Origin of the sequence: Anaerosalibacter sp. Marseille-P3206 (assembly GCF_900155565.1) — a bacterium.
Taxonomy (GTDB): Bacteria; Bacillota; Clostridia; order Tissierellales; family Sporanaerobacteraceae; genus FUHM01.
In genome coordinates, this window is record NZ_FUHM01000001.1 from 174,762 (window position 1) to 193,183 (window position 18,422).

At 29.1% G+C, this 18,422-nt stretch carries 13 protein-coding genes, 1 rRNA gene and 1 other annotated feature; of the genes, 13 read left to right on the top strand and 1 reads right to left on the bottom strand.

Features of this window, described 5'->3' with window-relative positions; all coding sequences use genetic code 11:
- The first annotated feature begins 3 nt into the window (after positions 1–3).
- From rlmB to BQ9840_RS01035, 8 genes are all read left to right on the top strand, one after another.
- Entirely contained in the window at positions 4–810 is an 807-nt protein-coding gene (gene rlmB / locus BQ9840_RS01000; RefSeq protein WP_077367196.1) for a 23S rRNA (guanosine(2251)-2'-O)-methyltransferase RlmB, read from the top strand.
- Positions 811–923: 113 nt separating this feature from the next.
- Complete coding sequence (pheS, locus tag BQ9840_RS01005; protein WP_077367198.1) at positions 924–1,946, top strand: phenylalanine--tRNA ligase subunit alpha; 1,023 nt, start codon at positions 924–926, stop codon at positions 1,944–1,946.
- A gap of 19 nt (positions 1,947–1,965) precedes the next feature.
- Positions 1,966–4,362, top strand: a complete 2,397-nt coding sequence (gene pheT, locus BQ9840_RS01010) for a phenylalanine--tRNA ligase subunit beta (RefSeq protein ID WP_077367200.1) — start codon at positions 1,966–1,968, stop codon at positions 4,360–4,362.
- A 100-nt stretch (positions 4,363–4,462) separates the two neighbouring features.
- Positions 4,463–5,008, top strand: a complete 546-nt coding sequence (locus tag BQ9840_RS01015; protein ID WP_077367202.1) for a cell division protein ZapA — start codon at positions 4,463–4,465, stop codon at positions 5,006–5,008.
- 30 nt (positions 5,009–5,038) lie between these two features.
- Complete coding sequence (locus tag BQ9840_RS01020; RefSeq protein ID WP_234978586.1) at positions 5,039–7,474, top strand: DUF3656 domain-containing U32 family peptidase; 2,436 nt, start codon at positions 5,039–5,041, stop codon at positions 7,472–7,474.
- Positions 7,475–7,497: 23 nt separating this feature from the next.
- A complete protein-coding gene (locus BQ9840_RS01025; RefSeq protein ID WP_077367204.1) occupies positions 7,498–9,876 on the top strand; it encodes an endonuclease MutS2 in 2,379 nt (792 codons plus the stop codon).
- A 55-nt stretch (positions 9,877–9,931) separates the two neighbouring features.
- Positions 9,932–10,139 (top strand) — a binding site (T-box leader).
- A 57-nt stretch (positions 10,140–10,196) separates the two neighbouring features.
- Positions 10,197–11,897, top strand: a complete 1,701-nt coding sequence (gene argS / locus BQ9840_RS01030) for an arginine--tRNA ligase (RefSeq protein WP_077367206.1) — start codon at positions 10,197–10,199, stop codon at positions 11,895–11,897.
- Positions 11,898–11,911: 14 nt separating this feature from the next.
- Positions 11,912–12,871 carry a hypothetical protein gene (locus BQ9840_RS01035; RefSeq protein ID WP_077367208.1) on the top strand — a complete coding sequence of 320 codons (960 nt, stop codon included), beginning with the start codon at positions 11,912–11,914 and terminating at the stop codon, positions 12,869–12,871.
- A 23-nt stretch (positions 12,872–12,894) separates the two neighbouring features.
- Here the strand turns inward: BQ9840_RS01035 and BQ9840_RS01040 are convergent, their stop codons facing one another.
- Entirely contained in the window at positions 12,895–13,089 is a 195-nt protein-coding gene (locus BQ9840_RS01040) for a hypothetical protein (protein ID WP_077367209.1), read from the bottom strand.
- 183 nt (positions 13,090–13,272) lie between these two features.
- Here BQ9840_RS01040 and BQ9840_RS01045 point away from each other — a divergent pair, with 183 nt between their 5' ends.
- From BQ9840_RS01045 to BQ9840_RS01065, 5 genes are all read left to right on the top strand, one after another.
- Entirely contained in the window at positions 13,273–15,045 is a 1,773-nt protein-coding gene (locus BQ9840_RS01045; RefSeq protein ID WP_077367211.1) for a B12-binding domain-containing radical SAM protein, read from the top strand.
- Between the two features lie 12 nt (positions 15,046–15,057).
- Positions 15,058–15,816, top strand: a complete 759-nt coding sequence (locus tag BQ9840_RS01050; protein WP_077367213.1) for a hypothetical protein — start codon at positions 15,058–15,060, stop codon at positions 15,814–15,816.
- A 12-nt stretch (positions 15,817–15,828) separates the two neighbouring features.
- Positions 15,829–16,959: a tetratricopeptide repeat protein gene (locus BQ9840_RS01055; protein ID WP_077367215.1), complete on the top strand. Its 1,131-nt coding sequence runs from the start codon at positions 15,829–15,831 to the stop codon at positions 16,957–16,959.
- A gap of 60 nt (positions 16,960–17,019) precedes the next feature.
- Positions 17,020–17,931 carry a bifunctional enoyl-CoA hydratase/phosphate acetyltransferase gene (locus BQ9840_RS01060; protein WP_077367217.1) on the top strand — a complete coding sequence of 304 codons (912 nt, stop codon included), beginning with the start codon at positions 17,020–17,022 and terminating at the stop codon, positions 17,929–17,931.
- Positions 17,932–18,297: 366 nt separating this feature from the next.
- Positions 18,298–18,422 (top strand): 16S ribosomal RNA (locus BQ9840_RS01065); the annotation flags it as partial.

An 18,422-nucleotide genomic window follows, 5' to 3' on the forward strand; every position in this document is an offset into this window, starting at 1 on the left:
GATATGAAGTATATTACTAGCCCATCAAATCCAACAATAAAAGGTATTAAAGGGCTCAAAAGGAAAAAAGAGAGATGGGAGAAAAAGTCTTACTTAATAGAAGGTGTAAAGATTGTAGATGAATATATTAAATGGATAGGGAATCCTGAATGTATTCTATTTTCAGAAGATCTTTTCAATGTAACTGGAGGAAGAGAATTATTTAAAAAAATTGAAGAATTAAATATAAATATTATTAATGTTCCAAACAATCTACTAAAAGAACTATCAGATACTGAAAATCCTCAGGGTGTGTTGGCAGTTGGAAAAATAAATGATTTTAAATTAGATGAACTATTCCAAAGCAAAAATAAGTTTATAATTATTTTAGATGAACTACAAGATCCTGGCAATGCTGGAACTATAATTAGAACAGCAGATGCCTTTGGTGCTAGTGGCGTGGTTTTAACTAATAATTGTGTAGATGTATATAATCCGAAAGTAGTACGTGCTACTATGGGTTCATTGTTTCATATTCCTGTTGTTTTTGCAGATAATAAAATAGAATTGATAAATCATTTTAAGAATGAGGGAATTAAAGTATATTCAACTTCTCTTGAAGGTAAAAATTATATTCATGAAGTAGATTTAACTGAAGATATTGCTATAATTATAGGAAATGAGGCGAATGGAGTTTCTGATGAAATGATAAGTATTTCAGACTTCTTGATAAAGATTCCAATGTATGGCAAAGCTGAATCTCTAAATGCAGCAGTAGCTACATCTGTTGTAATGTATGAAGTAGCTAGACAAAGGGTGAATAATCCTTGAGTTTTAAACACTCTAGTGCTATAATTTATACAAACAGTTTTGGATATTTTGACCTTTATCCTTAGGAGAAGGTCTTATTTTTTTAACGAATAGGTATGAAAGGAGTTCAAAATATGAAGGATAAAATATACAAAATCAAAGAAGAAGCACTAAAAGATATGAACAAGCTAAAAACTATAGACCAATTAGAGGAAATAAGGGTTAAATTTTTAGGTAAAAAAGGTGAACTAACTCAAGTACTTAGGGAAATGGGCAGTCTTTCTAAGGAAGAGAGGCCTGCTGTTGGGCAGATAGCTAATGAAGTTAGGAAAGAACTTGAATCAGAATTAAACTTGACAAAAAATAAATTAAGGGATGAAATGAAAAAGAGAAAATTAGAAAAGGAAAGAATTGATATTACTATGCCAGGTAATAAAATTCTTTTAGGACATCGTCATCCTCTTATTGCTACAATGGAAGAATTAGAAAATGTTTTTATGAGCATGGGTTTTAGTATAGTTCATGGTCCAGAAGTGGAAACAGTTGAGAATAATTTTGATGCATTAAACTCTCCAGAGAATCATCCTTCAAGAGATTTGACAGATACTTTTTACATAACTGAAGATATTCTTTTGAGAACTCATACCTCTCCTGTTCAAGTAAGAGTTATGAAACAAAAAGAACCACCAATTAAAATTGTATCTGCAGGAAGAACTTTTAGATTTGATGATGTAGATGATACTCATTCACCTATGTTTCATCAATTAGAAGGTTTAGTTGTTGATAAAAATGTTACTATGGCTAATTTAAAAGAAACCATAGATATATTTATAAAAGAATTATTTGGATACGATATGAAAACTAGATTTAGACCGCATTATTTTCCATTTACAGAACCAAGTGCGGAAGTTGATGTATCTTGCTTCAAATGTAAGGGAGAAGGCTGTGATGAGTGTAATGGAACGGGTTGGAGTATGGAACTTCTAGGTTGTGGGATGGTAGATCCAAAGGTTCTTGAAAATTGTGGAATTGATCCAGAAGTATATAGTGGTTTTGCTTTTGGACTAGGTATAGATAGAATTGCTATGGTGAAGTACGGTATTGATAATATTCGACTACTCTTTGAGAATGACATGAGATTTTTATCACAATTTTAGTAGTTAAAGGAGGAGAAATATGTTATTACCAGTGAAATGGCTTAAAGATTATGTAGATATAAATGTAGATTCAAAAGAACTATCAGACAAATTAACTCTTTCTGGTTCTCATGTTGAATCTATAACAAATTTGAACAATGGAATACAAAATGTTGTAGTTGGACATATATTAAAGATTAAGGAACATCCTAATGCAGATAAATTATGCATAACTATAGTTGATGTTGGAGAAGAGGAACTTCAAATAGTTACTGGAGCAAATAATATTAGTGAAGGTGATTATGTACCAGTAGCACTTGTTGGAGCGAGGCTTCCTGGTGGTGTTAAGATTAAGAAAGGAAAACTTAGAGGTGAAGAGTCCTTTGGGATGCTATGTTCTTTAAGTGAATTGGGAATTAGTGATAGTGTAGTTCCTAAGGATATGAAAGATGGGATTTTCATATTAGATAAAGGGTATCCAGTGGGTATGGATATTAAAGAAGTTCTTGGCCTTCATGGTGAAGTAATAGAATTTGAAATTACACCTAATAGACCTGATTGTCTAAGTATAGTAGGAATGGCTAGAGAGACTAGCGCAACGCTTAATTCTAAGATGAAATATCCTGAAATTGAAATAAAAAATGAAGAAGGAAATATTAATGATCTTCTAAGAGGAGTTGAAGTATTAGATAAAGATTTATGTAATCGTTATTATGCTAGGGTTATAAAAAATGTTAAGATTGAAAGTTCACCACTATGGCTTCAAACTAGATTAATGGAAGCTGGAGTTAGACCGATAAACAATATTGTAGATATAACTAATTATGTTATGTTGGAATTTGGTGAACCACTACATGCTTTTGATTTAGATAAGATAGTTGACAAAAAAATATATGTTAGAACAGCCTTTGAATCAGAAGAAATTAAAACCATAGATGGAGTTGAGAGAAAATTAAATCCTTCTGATTTAGTGATAGCTGATGGAGAAAAACCAGTAGCTATAGCGGGAGTAATGGGTGGTTTTGATACAGAAGTTACTAACGATACAAATGTTATATTATTGGAAGCTGCTAATTTTAATGATAAGAGTGTAAGACTTACATCAAAGGCTCATAACTTAAGAACAGAAGCATCTGCAAGATTTGAAAAAGGAATTGATTCTAATCTATGTGAAACTGCATGTAATAGGGCTTGTCAGTTGATTGAAGAAATTGGTGCTGGAATAGTAGTAGGTGGGATAATTGATAATTATCCAAATAAAAGGGAGATTAGCACAATAAGCTTAAGACCAGAAAGAGTAAATAAACTTCTAGGTGTTGAAATTGATAAGAAAAATATAATAGATATACTTAATGGACTAGAATTTAATGTTCTAGAAAAAGATGATTATTTAGAAGTTAAAGTACCAACTTTTAGAATGGATGTAGAAAGAGAAGTAGATTTAATAGAAGAAGTTGGTAGGATTTATGGGTTCCACAATATACCTAATAAGCCTTTAATGGGTGTTCTTACAAGAGCAGAAAGGCCTTATAATGTTATTATTGAAGATAAGGCAATAAGGGTTCTTCAAGGATTAGGTTTAAATGAAGTTATGACTTATTCATTTATAAGTCCAAAAGCATATGACAAAATCAAATTAGTTCAAAATAGTAGCAAAAGAGAATGTGTAAAATTAATGAATCCTCTTGGTGAAGATTATAGTGTAATGAGAACTACCATTATACCAAATATTATGGATTTATTATCAAGGAATTTTAATTATGGTGTTAAAGAAGCTCTTACTTATGAAATAGGTAATATTTTTATACCTAGAGAGATTCCACTAGAAAGCTTACCATTAGAGAGAAGAACACTAACTATTGGTATGTATGGAAATGTTGATTATTTTTATTTAAAGGGTGTTATTGAAGTACTTCTTGATAGATTAGGTATTTCTGGATTTAGATATTCAAGGGAGGAAAATTTATCTACATTCCATCCTGGTAGAACAGCAAATATAGTTTATAACAATAAGGTACTAGGTATTATTGGAGAAGTTCATCCAGATGTATTAGATAATTATGATATTGAAGTTCCTGTTTATATAGGGGAATTAGATTTTGAAACAATAATAGAAGAGGCAAATCCAAATAAAAAATACAAACCATTGCCTAAGTATCCATCTATCACAAGGGATTTAGCAGTAGTTTTGGATAGGGAAATACCAGTGACTGATATTGAAGATGTTGTTTGGAAGTATGGAGAAGGTATTATAGAAAAAGTAGAATTATTTGATGTATATGAAGGAGAACAGATACCAAAAGATAAGAAAAGCGTTGCTTTTTCTATCATCTATAGATCTTATGAAAAGACACTTAGAGATGAAGATGTAAGCAAAGTTCATGAAAAAATAGTTGAAGAAGTAGAAAAAACCTTTAAAGCAAATCTTAGAAGTTAAAGGGGTAGATTAAATCTACTCCTTTAACTTAATTAAAATAAAGGAAAATAGAAATTTAAGTAGAATACTTATATATAAAAATAAGGGAGAGGGTAAAGTTATGACAGAAAAAAACAAAGTAGATGTATATATTGGTGGTCGTAACTTCACAGTAGTAGGAAATGAGACTGAAGAATATGTTAAAAGTATTGCTGCTTATGTAAATAGTAAAATAAGAGAAGCTCAAAAGAAAAATGATAGATTAAATGATTCAATGGCTCAAATTCTTGTAGCTTTCAATATAGCAGATGAATATCATAGGGTTTATAAAGAATTAAATGAATTAAAAAAAGAGATTGTAGAGCCTATGCAAAAATACGAAGAAATGCTTGAAACATTAAAAAATGCAAATAAGAGAATAGAGGAATTAGAAAATCAATGTAATTTATATAAAGATGAATTGCTTGAAACTAAACTAGATAGTGAAAATAAAGATAGAATGCTTAAAAAGTATAAACAAGCATCAGAATTAAAAGAAGAAGAGTTAAAAGAAAATCAGAAAATTATTAAAAATTTACAAGACAAATTGTTTGATAGTCAAATAGAACTAGTAGAGATAAAGAAAGAGTTAGACGAAACATTGAAACATTTTAACGAAAATAGTTAACTAAGTAAAGTAAGGAGGCAATATAGGCTAGTGATTAAAAAAGAAGATGGAATTGAATTATTAGCTCCTGTTGGAACTATGGAATCACTTTATGCTGCAGTGGAAAATGGTGCAGATGCAGTTTACTTAGGAGGTAAAGTTTTTAATGCAAGACAGTATGCTTCTAATTTTGGGATGGATGAATTAAAAGAAGCTGTAAAATATGCTCACTTAAGAGGTACAAAAGTATATGTTACTGTAAATATATTGCTAGAAAACAAAGAACTTGAAGAAGCTGTTGATTATATTAAAAATTTGTATGAAATAGATGTTGATGGGTTAATTGTTCAGGACTTGGGATTAGTACATTTAATAAAGACTTTGTTTCCAGATTTTGAACTTCATGGTAGTACTCAGATGACAATTAACAATTTACAGGGAGCGTTATTTTTAGAGAATCTGGGGTTTAAAAGGGTAGTTTTAGCAAGAGAAGTTTCAACCAAAGAGATAAAATACATTAAGGATAATTCTAATTTAGAACTTGAAGGTTTTATTCATGGTGCACTTTGTGTTTGTTATTCTGGACAGTGTCTTATGAGTAGTATCATAGGAGGTAGAAGTGGAAATAGAGGAACTTGTGCTCAACCTTGTAGAATGCCATATTCAATTGTGAGTTTAAAGAATCAAGAATTGGTAAGTGAGCAATTTATAAAAAAACATATATTGAGTACCAAAGATTTATGTACTATTGAAAATATAGATGATGTAGTTAATTCTGGTTTAAAGTCATTAAAAATTGAAGGAAGAATGAAGAGACCAGAATATGTAGCATTGGTTGTAAGTAAGTATAGAAAAGCCTTAGACAAAGGGGTAAATTCTATAACAGATGAAGACAAAAAAGAATTACTTCAAATATTCAATAGAGGTTTTACAAAGGGTTATTTATTTAATGATTTTGGGAAAAGCTTTATTTCTCTAGATAGACCAGATAATAGAGGTGTATATATAGGGAAAGTAGAAAATATTGATAGAAAAAATATGTATATAAAATTAATAGATGATTTAGACATAGGAGATGGAATAGAGCTGACCACTGAAAAGGGAGAATATGTTGGAGTAGTAGCTAATACTTCAAGCAATAAGGGGAGTATTTTGAAACTAGATAGGATTAGAAATGTTTCCATAAGTTCTCCTGTTTATAAGACATCAAGTGTTTCACTACTAGATAGAGCTAAGAGCACATTTGTTGGAGAAGAGAAAATTAAATATCCTTTAAAAATGGAAGTGAATATTTCTATTGGCAATCCTGCTACTTTGAGTATTTATGATGGAGAAAATGTTATACATGTAGAAACAGAACAACTAGTAGAAAAGAGCCAGAAAGTTTCTCTAACTAAAGAAAAAATCGAAAAACAATTGTCTAAATTAGCAGATGAGCCTTATTGTATTGATATTATGGATATTTACTTAGAAGAAGGTTCTTTTTTATCTTTAAGTAGTTTAAATGGTTTAAGACGAGATGGTATAGATGAACTGAATAAAAAGAGGATGAATTTCAATAATAGAAGTAATGTTAATAAAGATCTCTTACGCAAAACAGAAAAGGAATTTTTCAAATATGAAGATGAAAAGAAAGATTTAAGTGGGAAGAAATTAAGTGTAAAAGTATCAAATATCAATCAATTTGAATCTATTGATTTAGAAAAATTAGATCGAATTTATCTAGGATTCTATGAAGATATTGATAATTGTATAAAAGAAGTAAAGAAGGCAAAGAAGGAAGTATTTTTTTATACTGATAAGATATATACTGACAAAGGATTAAGATTATTAGGAGAAAATTTAGATCGAAATTCAGATTATTTAGATGGTATCTCTGTATCTAATATAGGGACATTAAATTTTGTAAAGAACAGATTAAATTTACCTATTCATGGGGATATTGGTCTAAATGTATTTAATAGCTATACTGCTAGACTATTAAGAGAAAGAAACGTAAGTAGTATTACTTTATCTCCTGAATTGACATTAAAACAAATAGAGGATGTTATTGATAGAGTTAGCATGCCTTATGAGGCAATTGGATACGGATATTTACCTCTTATGGTTATGAAGCATTGTCCTATGTCTCTGATAAAAGGTTGCAATGGAGATAGTGAATGTAGTATTTGTAAATTTAATTCAGGATATGGTCTTGAAGACAGGAAAAATATAGTCTTTCCATTTAGAAGACAAAATAGTACAACTACCATTTATAATAGTGTTCCATTGGTTATTATTGAAGATTTGAACACATTATTTGACAAAGGACTTCAAATGATAAGATTGGATTTTACTTATGAAGATAAAGATATTTCTATGATACAAGACGCTTATTATAACAGATTGCATGGAAAGCTAAAAGAGAGAGATTTAACACAAGTACTAGAACATTTTAGGGAAGACGCAGGTTTTACTAAAGGACATTTCTTTAGAGGTGTATTATGATTTTTTAGCATCGAGGTGATAATATGAATAATAAAACACTAAAAGTATTAGAATACTATAAAATAGTTGAAAAGTTAAAAGAAAAGACCGAATCATCTTTAGGGAGAGAATTAGCTAGTAAACTGGTTCCATCAACTGATTTATTAGAGGTTAAAAGAATTCAAAATGAAACTGAAGAAGCTTTTACCCTATTAATTAAAAGAGGTAATCCGCCTCTTTATGGAATACAAGATATTTCCATTGAATTGAAAAGAGCTGAAATAGGAGGAACACTAACGCCTGGTAGTTTACTTAAAATTTCTGATTCTCTTAGAGTTTCAAGGAGTCTAAAAAAATATCTAAGTGAAAGTAAAGAAGACAGGGGTTCGAATTATCCTATATTAGAAGAGTTAATAAGTTCATTGTCGACATTTAAATATATTGAAGACAGTATCAATAATGCTATAATAAGTCCAGAAGAGATATCAGATAATGCTAGTCCTACCCTTAGAAATATAAGAAGGCAAATAATATCTAAAAACGAAGCTATTAGAAATAAATTAAATTCAATAATTAATTCAACAAGCAATAGAAAATTATTGCAAGATAGTATTGTAACTATTAGAGAGGGAAGATATGTTGTACCAGTTAAGCAAGAAAATAAGTCTAATTTTCCAGGTTTGGTTCACGATCAATCTGCAAGTGGTGCAACATTATTTGTTGAACCTATGGCTTGTGTAGAATTAAATAATGAGTTAAAAGAATTACAAATAAAAGAACAGAAAGAAATAGAAAGAATATTATCTGAATTGACCGAATTAGTTGAAGAGAAGAGTGAAAGTATTAGAGAAAATCAAAAGATATTAGAAACTGTGGATTTCATTTTTGCCAAGGGAAAACTTGCACTTGAAATAGATGGAACAAAGCCGATTATCAATAATAGTGGATATATAAATATTAAGGGAGCAAGGCATCCACTATTAAATGTAAAAAAAGTAGTACCAATAGATGTATATATAGGGGAGGATTTCAATACTCTTGTGATTACAGGTCCAAATACAGGTGGAAAAACTGTTACATTAAAGACAGTGGGACTACTGACATTGATGGCACAATCAGGCCTTCATATACCAGCTAACCATAATTCTCAAGTATCTGTATTTGATAACATCTTTGCAGATATTGGAGATGAGCAAAGTATTGAGCAGAGTTTAAGTACATTTTCATCTCATATGACTAATATTGTTAGTATACTTGAGAATGTAGATGAAAATAGTTTGGTTTTATTAGATGAATTGGGAGCTGGAACCGATCCAACTGAGGGAGCGGCATTGGCTATGTCTATATTAGATTATCTTCATGGGATAAATGTTAGGACTATAGCCACTACACATTATAGTGAGTTAAAGGTTTATGCACTAACAAATCAAGGTGTGGAAAATGCTTCTGTTGAATTTGATGTAAAGACTTTGAGCCCTACTTACAGGCTTTTGATAGGTGTACCAGGGAAATCTAACGCTTTTCTTATATCAAAGCGACTTGGACTTAGTGATTATATAATTGATTATGCCAAAAATCTTATTTCTAAAGAAAATATTGAATTTGAAGATGTACTACAAGCAATAGAAAGAGATAGAATAATAGTTGAAGAAAATAAATTAGAAGCAGAAAAGCTTAAAATAGAAATAGAAGAATTGAAGAATGAATTAATCTTTGAAAAAGAAAAGGTAGAAAAGAAGAAAGAAGAAATAATTCAAAAGGCAAAAGAACAAGCTCGTAATATTTTAAAGACTGCTAAAGAAGAGTCAGATGAAATAGTAACAGAATTAAGAGAAATATCATTCGAAATTGAAAAAGAAAAAAATAAAAAAATTCAAGAATCTCAAGATAAATTAAAAATGAGTCTTGATGAAGTTGAACAAGATTTGGCAAAAAATCTGTTGGAAGCTAAAAGTAGCAAACCTCCTAAAAATTTAAAGATTGGAGAAACAGTTGAGATTATATCCCTTGATCAACAGGGAACGGTGCTTTCTGCTCCTGATGAAAATGGAAATGTGAATGTTCAAGTGGGGATAATGAAAGTAAATGTTCATATTACAACTTTGAAGAGAGTAAAAGAGAAGGCTATTAAAGAATCACAAGTAAGTACAAAGAATATAATAAAAAGTAAAGCCCAAAATGTAAAAAATGAATTAGATTTAAGGGGAAAAACATTAGATGAAGCGCTACTAGATTTAGACAAATATTTAGATGATGTTTATATTGCTGGATTAAAACAAGCATATATAATTCACGGAAAAGGTACAGGAGTTTTAAGAGAGGGGATAAGGAGTTTTCTTAAGACTAATAGGCATGTTAAATCTTATAGACTCGGTCATATAGGAGAAGGTGGAAGTGGAGTTACGGTAGTAGAATTAAAATAAAGGCTTGAATAAATCTTGATTTTGCTGTATATTATTAATTAACTAATTTAATATGACAAATCCTGTGAAAGGGAGAGTAGGATATTTTCTTTGATTTAAGCGAGCTAGGGATGGTGGAAGCCTAGCAATCAAATTATATTTGAAGAGGACCCTGGAGGATACATCTGAAAAATTTAGTAGGATGATACGCCATTGGCGTTATAAGATACAAGTGGGTATTTGTACCAACTAGAGTGGTAACACGGGTGACTCTCGTCTCTTTTTTGAGACGGGAGTTTTTTCGTATTTAAGTATAATTTTTATAAATGAGGAGGGTATATATGATTAAATTTAAAGAAGAAGTAGTAAAACTGATATCTCAAATAGATAGTGGATTGGAAAAGGAGGAAATTGAATCTCTTATAGAGATTCCACCATCCCACGAAATGGGGGATTATGCATTTCCATGTTTTAGATTGGCAAAGACTTTTAGAAAAGCACCAAATTTGATTTCTGCTGAATTAGTTGAAAAAATAGGTGAAAATGAATACTTTGAAAAAATTGAAAGTGTAGGACCATATATGAACTTCTTTGTGAAGAAGGAAGCTATAGCAAAGACTGTACTTGAAGAAGCAAAACAGAAAAGAGATAAATTTGGTTCATCTAAAATGGGCGAGGGCAAAACTGTTTTGGTAGAGTTCTCTTCACCTAATATAGCTAAGCCATTTCATATTGGCCATATAAGAACTACAATAATAGGTCATGCTCTTTATAGGATATATACTTTCTTAGGATTTGATACTGTTGCAATAAATCATTTGGGTGATTATGGAACTCAATTTGGGAAATTAATAGTAGGATATAAAAATTGGGGAGATAAAGAAACTATAGAAAAAGATCCAATAAATGAACTTTTAAAGCTTTATGTAAAATTTCATGAGGAAGCTGAAAAAAATCCAGCTCTTGATGATGAAGCAAGAAATTGGTTTAACAAATTAGAACATCAAGATGAAGAAGCTTTGGAATTATGGCATTGGATGAGAGAAATTAGCTTAAGTGAATTCAATAAAGTGTATGATATGCTTGGAATAAAATTCGATTCACTTGCAGGTGAAAGTTTTTATTCAGATAAAATGCCAAGAGTTATTGAAGAATTAGAAGAGAAAAAATTACTTGTAAAATCAGAAGGTGCAGAAATAGTAGATTTAGAATCTTTTGGTTTGCCACCAGCATTAGTTAAAAAGAGTGATGGTTCTACTCTTTATGTTACTAGGGATATTGCAGCTTCAATTTATAGAAAAGAACATTATGACTTCTACAAGAACATTTATGTAGTAGGTTCTGAACAAATATTACACTTCAAGCAATGGATGGCAATTGTAAAACTTATGGGATATGATTGGGTAAAAGATTGCATTCACGTACCATTTGGTATGGTAAGTCTTGAAGACGGTACTATGTCTACTAGAAAAGGAAGAGTTGTATTTTTAGAAGATGTACTTAAAAAAGCTATTGAAAAAACTCATGATATCATAGAAGAAAGAAATCCAAACTTAGAAAATAAAGAAGAAGTTGCAAAACAAGTTGGAATTGGTGCTATTGTATTCCAAGAATTGTTTAATGGAAGAATAAAGGATTATGTATTCTCTTGGGATAAGACATTGAGTTTTGAAGGAGAAACTGGTCCTTATGTACAATATGCTCATGCAAGAGCAAATAGATTACTAGATAAGGGAGAATTTTCTTTAGAAGATGATATAGATTATTCACTATTAAATTCAGAAGAAGAAATGGCTATAATAAAATTATTGTATGACTTCCCAAACACAGTAATAAATAGTGCTGAAAAATACGAGCCTTCTTTTGTTACTCGTCATATTACAGAAATAGCTAAATCATTTAATAGATTTTATCACAACTGTCCAATATTAAGTGAAGATGAAGAGATTAAAAAAGCTAGATTACTATTGGTATATGCAACTAAAGAAGTTTTAAAGACAGGACTAAATCTATTAGGTATAGAGGCTCCAGACAAAATGTAAAGGAGAATGCATAAATGGATGATGGCAGAATAGGAAATTTTCTTTTAAATGCACTTAATTCAATATCTAAAGAAAAGGAATATATCATAGAAATTACTGTACTTACAATTAAATCACTGCTTCCATCTGAAGAAGAAGTTGCTACTAGGATAGACTATGAAAGATATAAAAAAGAAATGCAACTATGGTATTATTATAGAAGTGGTGACAACGAAGTGTTACTTAATTCATTTAACAAACCTAAATCAGATATATACTTTCTAGAAAAAGATGATAGTGCATTTATTAGAATAAGTCCTATTGTTTTCTCTAACAATAAATGGGATATTGTTAGAGAAGAAGTTTTAAAGAATATTTTATATACAACAGCGAATATAGAAACTATACTTGAAGGGCTCTTGCTATCAAAGATATTGTTTTTGACATTTAAAAATAATACAAATATACTTAATGAAGTAAAAGAAGAGATAATAAATTTGTCACAAACTAATTTTTTAGATTTATATAATGATTTTTTTAGACTAAGTATTAATGATTATCCCTGTAACTTTCATATAGATTTTGAAAGAAAAAGGATAGAAATAATAAATATATTAAATGGTTTAAAAACAAATCATTTCAAGACATTGGCTGAATTTTTGGAAGTGGTAAATGAAAATATAAAAAGTGAGTATAGTCCTTTTACTATAGGACTATACTCACTAAAAAATAATATCGAATGCGAGAAAAAAGAAAATATATCTATTTATGAAAACTTTAGCGAGTACATTTATAAGCTTAACAAAGGTAGAATAGATCCAAAACTATTGTACATTGATAAGTACATTGAGCCCGATATATTTAGTTTTAATGTTGGAGATGTTTTTTATCACTCATTACTTAATAAATGCAAAGTTATTAAAAAAGAGACAATTAATGACAAACAAATAATTTATATAAACACAAAATCAGGAATATATAAATTCAAAAAATAAAAGACCCTTAAATTGTTAGGGGTCTATTTTTTTAGGTACTCAAAGAATTCTTCTTCATTGCTTTCAGCAAGGATACTTAATTCTTTAATAATACTATTTCTTAATGCTAAGAATGCCTGAATATTAGTGTTTTTACCAGTGTATTCAAGAGCTTCTAAGATCATTAACATATCTTGTTTTGACATTTCAGAAATGGAAATTTTCTCAAATTCGTGCATTTGTTTACCCCTCTCTTAGATAATTTATAAGCATATTATATCATTCTATAAAAAACCTTAAAAACCTTCTTAAAACCTAAAAAAACTACAAATATTTCTAATAGAATTCATTTTATTAAAAATGAATTCTTTCAACTATATGTTATAATTAAATCATTATATGGAAAGGAAAGGACTACAAAAATGAAGACTATTATTACAACATTAAATTCAAAATTTATACATTCATCTCTTTCAATAAGATATTTAAAAAGTTTTTCAAAGGATATTCCTAATATTGATATAGCGGAGTATACTATTAATCAAAACGAAGATTTTATTGCGGGTGAAATATATAAACAAAATCCTGATATAGTGGCATTTTCATGTTATATTTGGAACTTTGAACAAACACTTACAATCTGTGAAAGATTAAAAATAGTAAAACCGGATATAAAGATAATATTAGGAGGACCGGAAGTTTCTTTTGATGGAGAAGATTTGCTTAGTAAGTATAAGTATATCGATTTTATAATATATGGTGAAGGAGAAGAGACCTTTAGAGAACTAATCATCAATATTATTGACAATGATAATGATTATAAAGACATAAAAGGTTTAATATATAGGGAAGGGGATAAGATTATTGTAAATGATGCTAGGCCTTTGATACAAAATCTAGATATAATCCCTTCTCCATATGATTATATGCCAAAGGGACTTAAGAATAAAATTGTTTATTTTGAAAGTTCAAGGGGGTGTCCTTTTAACTGTAGGTTTTGTCTTTCATCAACTATAAAAGGTGTAAGATTTTTTAGTTTAGATAGGGTAAAGAGTGACCTAGAAAAATTAATAGATAGTAAGGTAAGTCAAGTGAAATTTGTTGACAGAACTTTTAATACAAATAAAGAATATGCTATGGAAATAATGAAATTCATAATGGATAAAAATCCTGAAAATATGAATTTTCACTTTGAGGTAACAGCACATCTTGTAGATGAGGAAATGTTAGAGTTCTTGAAACACGTTAAAGAAGGACTTTTCCAATTTGAAATTGGTGTACAGTCAACTAATCCAAAGACAATTGAGGCAATTGGACGTACTACAGATTTCAAGAAGTTAAAAAAGGTAGTTAAGACAATAAAAAGCTATGGGAATATACATCAACATCTAGATTTGATAGCTGGACTTCCATATGAAGATTATAATTCCTTTAGAAAATCATTTAATGATGTATATATAATGAGACCAGAAAAGCTTCAATTAGGTTTCTTAAAATTGTTAAAGGGATCTGAATTAAGAGATAAAAAAGATGAATATGGTTTTAAGTTCTTAGATAGGGCACCTTATGAAGTACTAGCAACAGATCATATTAGTTACAAAGAAATGTTAAGATTAAAGATAATAGAAGACTTAGTTGAAAAGTATGGAAATGAGCATTATTTTGAGAATTCAATACAGTATATAATCAATAACTATTACCAATCACCATTCGATCTATATGAAGATTTTTCATATTATTGGGAAGAAAAAGGCTATCATAGAGTGCTTCATAGTAGAAATAAACTGTATTATATTTTATATAGATTTTATGTAGATAAAATTAATAAAAACTTAGATATCTTCAATGAAGTAATTAAATTTGACTATATATATAACAATAAAAATCCTAATATTCCACAATATATAAATAGATACAATGTAAGTTTAATACAGGATAAAAAGCATGAATTCTTTAAAATAGATTTCAATCTATCAAAATACTTACCAAGTTATATAGGTGAATCTACTAGGCAAATTATAAATAATACACATTATGAGTTATTTAAATTTGATATGTTAGATTTTAAAGAAAAAGGATATGATATTAAATCATTATTTAAAAAAGACACAATAATGCTATTTGACTATAGAAAAAACAAAGTGTTAAATAAATGTAGTGTATTTAACATTACTGAGGAATTTAATAAGCTTTAGGGAGGAATGAAATTGGATATACTTAAAGATATTTTATTTGTAAATGGGACAACGATAAAAAAAGCATGGAAGAGTTTCTTGAAAAACTGGCCAATTATATTTACTGGTTTTGCATATACGATGATAAATGTGTCTATTTTTGCTTTAATAAGTTATATATTTACAGGTATACTTGGCATCTTGGCAGGATTTATAGTGGCTATTGCTACAAGTAGTCTTATATCAAATTATTTATATTTACTTGCTAATATAATAAAATACGATAAACTGACACTTAATAGTTTCAAAGAAGGTTTTAAATATTATTTATGGAAGGTGTATGGCATATTTTTTATTGCATGGCTATTTAGTTTTGTTTTAAATAGTGTACTAGGAGTAATGTCTTCATTTGCTAGTAGGATAAGTACTATAATAGGTATTTTAGTATTAATTATTTTTAATCCATTACCAGAAATAATATATCAAAAATCCTATTCTCCTTGGGAATCATTATCATATTCCTTTGATTTTATGAAAGAGAATTGGTTAAGTTGGCTAATACCTAATATTATCTTCTTTTCAATATTGTATATGATTACAGGAAGAATAGTATCTGATGTTTTCACAACTCATTTGGCATACAATTTTGATTTTACTATAAGTGGAGTTGTGAAATATCTTATAGGACAGATTATATTTTCATTTACAATGATATATAGAGGCTATTTATTTAATCTGTTAAGTACAAGTAATAGAAGAAAAAGAGAATATATGAAAAAAATTTATGATTAGTAGGTGAACAAAATGTCAGAAGTTGAGAAATATTTTAAAGAAAAAGCTAAAAAGATATCATTTCTTGAACTAAAGGATGATGCTCATATTCAAATAGGTGGGCAGTTAATAGATAGTGATATTCCACTTCCTATATTTACAGATACATTAGTAAAAGGTATAAAAAGAAAAACCATAAATGAAGAAATAAAGGTTTCACATATCGTTGAAGGGATCATATATATAATGGGAGTTGACCCTAGCTTTAAGTACAATGATAATTATAAGCAAATACTTGTTTTATATGATTTAAAAATAGAAAACTATATTTTTTATAAAGGATTCAAATATCTATCTGAAGAAAAGTTTGAAGAAGCAATAGTTTATTTTAGAGCATTATTAAATATTAATCCTAATAATCCAGATGGATTATTTAATTATGGAATTTGTCTTGAAGAGATAGCAAAGAGGATGTTTGAATTAAATATGAACAATAAAGGAGAGGCTTTTTTAATAAAAGCTACAAATAGTTTTGAAACTATTTTAGATATAGATCCAGACTACTATTTAGCATATTACAAATTGGGATATCATTATAAAAACAGTGGTCAGTTTTTAAAAGCAACACTTATTTGGGAAAAATACATGTTAATAGATAATGATAAAGATCGAAAACAAGAAATAAGAGAAGAACTTGATATAATTCAGAACGATTCTCTTTATGAAGAAGGATGTAATCTTTATTTTTCTGGATCTTTTGATGAAGCGTTAGAAAAGTTTTTAAAAATAGAGTCTAGATTAGATAATTGGTGGAACTTAAAGTATATGATTGGTTTAACATATAAAGAAATGGATGAAATTGAAAAAGCTATTGATTATTTTTATGAAGCTTTAGAACTAGATGAAGAAGTGGTTGATATATATAATGAATTAGGAATTTGCCTTTTTGCTATAGGCAATTTTAATGAGGCACTAGAAATTTTTAATACTGGTATAGGAATAGACAATAAGAACTATAAGATAATATTTAATAGGGGTATTGCCTATTATCAAATTGGATTTTATGATAAGGCGATATCAGATGTTGAAATTGCATACAAATTGAATCCCAATGATCCGATGATAAGAAAATTCAAAGAGAATTTAGAAAATATAAAACAGTAGGTTCCAATTCAATAAAATATGATAATATAGTATTGTAATTATAGTGAAAGGGGTCATAATATGAAAATACAAAAGTTAGAAGAATTACTTAAGGTTAAATATGATTCAAAGATGAAATTAGTCGTAGTTGCTTCTCATGATGAAGAAGTACTACAAGCAGTATCAGAGGCTAGAAATCTTGGCATAGCTGAACCAATATTGATAGGAGATAAGGAAAAAACTATTAGTATTATTAATGAGCATAATCTAGATTTAAATGATTGTGAAATGATCAATGAAGTTGATTTAGTTAAGGCTGCTGAGCTAGGGGTAAAGATGGTAAGTACAGGCAAGGCAAATTTTATTATGAAAGGGTTAGTTGATACATCTATACTTTTAAAACAGGTATTAAATAAAGAATATGGCCTTAGAACTAATAGCCTTTTAAGTCATGTAATGATATATGAAGTACCAAATTATCATAAGTTAATATATTTAACAGATGGAGGTATGAATTTAGTACCTTCTCTTGAGGACAAGGTCAAAATAATAGAAAATAGTGTAAAAGTATGTAAGGCTCTTGGAAATGATAAAGTAAAGGTTGCTTGTCTTGCGGCTAAAGAAAAAGTAAATCCTAAAATGGAAGCTACAGTTCATGGAAATGAGCTTAAAGAAATGTGTATAGATGGTAAGTTTGAAGATGGAGTTATAGTTGATGGACCTTTGGCTTTAGATTTAGCTATTTCAAAAGAGGCTGCTGAAATAAAAGGATTTAAGAGTCAAGTTGCAGGGGATGCAGATGTGCTATTAGTACCAACAATAGAAATGGGTAATGGCATTGGAAAAAGTATTACCTATTTTGCTAGTGGAAAATCTGCTGGGGTTGTAATGGGAGCCAAAGCACCTATAGTATTAGTTTCTAGAGCTGATGATCATGAAGCTAAACTTTATTCAATAGCTTTAGGAAGCATTGTATCTAAATATCAGCTATAATTTCTAATTTTACAGGATGATAAAACTTGTTTATATGGAAAATCAAAAAATTATAAACTTTTTTCGAATAAACCATTGACAAAGTTAAAAAAACTTGTTATATTATAAAAGCTGTCTGAAACACATTAAAAAAAGGCAGCAAACAAATGAAAATTATCTCTTGACAAAAGAGCCAAAAGATGATAACATTTGTAATTGTTGCTGACATAGCAGAAGAAAACAACTTAAAAAAGATTTAAAAAAGTTGTTGACAAAGAAGTTCAAATATGCTATATTAATAAGGCAACTTAAAGAACCATGAAAATTGAACAGCGTAATACAATCCTTGAGTTTATTAATTTTAAATAATTTGTTCAGGTAAAACTTTTTTATGAGAGTTTGATCCTGGCTCAGGACGAACGCTGGCGGCGTGCCTAACACATGCAAGTCGAGCGAAGGATATATGAGGAAATTTTCGGATGGAATCATATAAACTTAGCGGCGGACGGGTG

What these genes read in the sequence shown, in the direction of transcription:
- rlmB (WP_077367196.1), top strand. Translation starts at nt 4, where the DNA reads ATGAAGTATATTACTAGCCCATCAAATCCAACAATAAAAGGTATTAAA.
- pheS (WP_077367198.1), top strand. Translation starts at nt 924, where the DNA reads ATGAAGGATAAAATATACAAAATCAAAGAAGAAGCACTAAAAGATATG.
- pheT (WP_077367200.1), top strand. Translation starts at nt 1,966, where the DNA reads ATGTTATTACCAGTGAAATGGCTTAAAGATTATGTAGATATAAATGTA.
- BQ9840_RS01015 (WP_077367202.1), top strand. Translation starts at nt 4,463, where the DNA reads ATGACAGAAAAAAACAAAGTAGATGTATATATTGGTGGTCGTAACTTC.
- BQ9840_RS01025 (WP_077367204.1), top strand. Translation starts at nt 7,498, where the DNA reads ATGAATAATAAAACACTAAAAGTATTAGAATACTATAAAATAGTTGAA.
- argS (WP_077367206.1), top strand. Translation starts at nt 10,197, where the DNA reads ATGATTAAATTTAAAGAAGAAGTAGTAAAACTGATATCTCAAATAGAT.
- BQ9840_RS01035 (WP_077367208.1), top strand. Translation starts at nt 11,912, where the DNA reads ATGGATGATGGCAGAATAGGAAATTTTCTTTTAAATGCACTTAATTCA.
- BQ9840_RS01040 (WP_077367209.1), bottom strand. Translation starts at nt 13,089, where the DNA reads ATGCACGAATTTGAGAAAATTTCCATTTCTGAAATGTCAAAACAAGAT.
- BQ9840_RS01045 (WP_077367211.1), top strand. Translation starts at nt 13,273, where the DNA reads ATGAAGACTATTATTACAACATTAAATTCAAAATTTATACATTCATCT.
- BQ9840_RS01055 (WP_077367215.1), top strand. Translation starts at nt 15,829, where the DNA reads ATGTCAGAAGTTGAGAAATATTTTAAAGAAAAAGCTAAAAAGATATCA.
- BQ9840_RS01060 (WP_077367217.1), top strand. Translation starts at nt 17,020, where the DNA reads ATGAAAATACAAAAGTTAGAAGAATTACTTAAGGTTAAATATGATTCA.